Annotated in this window: 2 protein-coding genes; both read left to right on the top strand. The window is 29.5% G+C overall.

Features of this window, described 5'->3' with window-relative positions:
* Window positions 1–188 precede the first annotated feature (188 nt).
* The gene (deoD, locus tag VN21_RS03150; protein WP_046822009.1) at window positions 189–899 is read left to right on the top strand and encodes a purine-nucleoside phosphorylase; all 711 of its coding nucleotides are present in this window, start codon (window positions 189–191) and stop codon (window positions 897–899) included.
* A 180-nt stretch (window positions 900–1,079) separates the two neighbouring features.
* Window positions 1,080–2,468 (top strand): rhodanese-like domain-containing protein, encoded by a 1,389-nt coding sequence (locus tag VN21_RS03145; RefSeq protein ID WP_084821917.1) that lies wholly within the window; start codon window positions 1,080–1,082, stop codon window positions 2,466–2,468.
* Window positions 2,469–2,602: the final 134 nt, after the last annotated feature.

Here is a 2,602-nt window from a genome sequence, read left to right as displayed (position 1 = left end):
TATAATATAGTGTATGCTAAAAGATAAAGAGTGTAGACTAAATAAGATATCAATATATACAAGTACATATATGTTATAAGAAATAGTATTTAAATTTTAAGTTGTATATATAATTATTGATATTAAATAAGATTATAATTAAGTTTAAATAATATTAATGATAGTTAAAGGAGAATGAAATTATGGCAATGGGAGCACCAACACCACACAATAGCGGTAAATTAGGAGATATAGCAGAAACAGTATTATTACCAGGAGATCCTTTAAGAGCTAAATTTATAGCAGAAACTTTCTTAGAAGACGTTGTTCAATACAACACTGTAAGAGGTATGAATGGTTACACTGGATACTATAATGGCAAAAAAATATCAGTACAAGGTACAGGTATGGGATGTCCATCAATAGGAATATATACATATGAATTAATACATTTTTATGGAGTTAAAAATCTTATAAGAATAGGTTCTGCAGGAGCTTTACGTGAAGATTTAAAAATGCATGATATAGTAATAGGTATGGGTTCTTGTACAGATTCTAATTATGCATCTCAATACAACTTACCAGGGACATTTGCACCAGTAGCAAGCTATGAGTTACTTAGCAAAGCTGTAGATGTTGCAAAAAGTCAAGGCGTTGAGCCTAAAGTTGGAAACATACTATGCAGTGATGTATTCTATGGAGATGAAGGATTAGATTCTTTAGCAAAATGGACTAAAATGGGAGTGTTAGCTGTAGAAATGGAATCAGCTGCACTTTATATGAACGCTGCAAGAGCTGGAGTTAATGCTCTTTGTATATTAACAATTTCTGATTGTCCTTTCAAAGGAGAAGCAACTACTGCTATGGAAAGACAAACTGCATTTACAAGAATGATGAATATAGCTTTAGAATTAGCTTAATATAATATAGAATAAAAAGCTGGTTTTTACGGTATACACTGTAAAAATCAGCTTTTTTATTATAGATAAAAACTATATTTGAAAACGATTTTATATATAATTTCTATATATATTTACTACATAAATTAAACTTGATACTATATAGAAGATAACATTACAGAATATTACGAAATTCATACCATGAAAGGAAATAAACAAGTGAAAAGGTCTATTAAATTATTAGCTTTGATGTGCACTTTGGTAGTAAGTATGACTATGATGGTAGCATGTAAAAATGAAGATGTTAAAAATAATAAAACTTCTTCTATCGAAACTAAACCAATATCAACAAGTGAATTGAAATCTAAATTAAATGAAAAAAATTGGGTTATTGTGGACACAAGAGTGAATGACTCATATAATGGGTGGATATTAAATGGAGAAAAAAGAGGTGGACATATACCAGAAGCCACTGACTTTGCTTATAACTGGATAGAAGTAGAATCTAAAGATAAAGAAAAAACTTTAGATGAAGCTCTAAAGAATAAAGGGATAGATAAAGATAAAAATATTGTTTTATATGATGCAAATGGAGAAGATGCTAAAAAAGTGTATAAGTATTTAAGTGATAAAGGCTATAAAAATTTATATACATACGACATAAATGAGTGGGCTAATGATGAAACTCTACCTTTAGAAAAATATAAAAACTATGAAATGATAGTACCGGCGAAAGCTATAAAGAATATTTTAGATGGCAAAAAAACGGAGACTTTTGAAAATACAAATAATATAAAGATTGTTGAAGTTAGTTGGGGAGATGGAAAAGATAGCTATGATAAAGGGCATATACCAACTAGTGTTCATATAAACACAGATACTATAGAACCCCCACCAGATTGGATGCTTGCTACAGATAAAGAGTTGACTAAGTTTGCTAATGACTATGGATTTACAAAAAATGATACAATAATAGTAACAGGAAAAGAACCAATGGCAGCTTATCGTGTTGCCGTAGTGCTTAGGTATATGGGAGTTAAAGATGTTAGAGTTTTAAATGGAGGAGATGATGCTTGGGTAAGAGCTGGATATGAACTAGAAAAAACTAAAAATGATAAAAAATCAGGAAAAGACTTTGGAGCTACTATACCAGCTAATCCTGATTTAATAGATAATATCCAAGAAGTAAAAGAAAAAATGAAGTCTGATAAATTTACATTAGTAGATAATCGTATGTGGGATGAATACATAGGTAAGATATCAGGATATAGTTATTGGGATAAAAAGGGTCGTATCCCAGGTGCTGTTTATGGACATGCGGGAACAGAAGGTTCTACATCTCTAAACTATTATAGAAATATTGATAAAACTATGAGAAATGAAGATGAAATTAAAGCTTTATGGAAAGAAGATGGAATAGATACCAACAATCAATTAGACTTTATGTGTGGTAGTGGTTGGAGAGCAGCTGAAGTTTTAACATATGCTAATGTCATGGGATATGATAAAACTGCTCTATATAGTGATGGTTGGATAGGTTGGAGTAAGGATTCCAAAAATCCTGTAGAAAGTGGAGAACCTCAAAAGTAAATGAAAAAATAATTATTTTGTTAAATTATATATAGAATTTTATTAAAAAATAAAGTTTAAATAAAAGAAGATAATAGTATTTACGAAAAGTAAGTACTATTATCTTTTTGCTTATAAATATATATAAGATTGTA

The organism is Paraclostridium benzoelyticum, from assembly GCF_001006285.1.
In the GTDB taxonomy this organism is placed as follows: Bacteria; Bacillota; Clostridia; order Peptostreptococcales; family Peptostreptococcaceae; genus Paraclostridium; species Paraclostridium benzoelyticum.
The sequence above is the reverse complement of the archived record's forward strand: the minus strand, read 5'-3'. Positions and strand labels throughout refer to the sequence as shown.